1 protein-coding gene is annotated in these 373 nt (G+C 73.5%); it reads right to left on the reverse strand.

Annotation, left to right across the window (positions count from 1 at the left end):
• Window positions 1-373, reverse strand: a 373-nt coding sequence (locus AC5RV2_RS19060) for an iron chelate uptake ABC transporter family permease subunit (RefSeq protein WP_494093626.1), incomplete at both ends; no start/stop codon positions are given.

Genomic DNA, 373 nt, shown 5'->3' on the forward strand with positions numbered 1-373 from the left:
GGGCCGGCGCCACCCGGACACCCAGCGCGGCAGCGGCGTCGTCGCCCATTTCCAGGCCGTGCAGGCTGCGGGCCAACAGTGCCACGGCCACGAACAGGACGCACAGCCCCGCCACCAGGACCGCTGCCCGGTCCCAATTGCTGGAGTTCAGCGACCCGTTCAGCCAGACCAGCGCCCCCTGGGCGGTGCGGATATCCGTGCGGGTCAGCAGGTAGCTGACCAGCGCCTGCATCACCGCGGCGAAGCCGATGCCCACCAGGATCAGCCGCGAGCCGGCCGCCCCGGACACCGCGCTGGAGCGGTACGAGATCGCGTAGATTCCCCCCGCCACCACCAGCGCACCGGCCATGGCGGCGGCGGAGACCGCGGCGCC

The organism is Arthrobacter sp. Y3225116 (assembly GCF_059091245.1).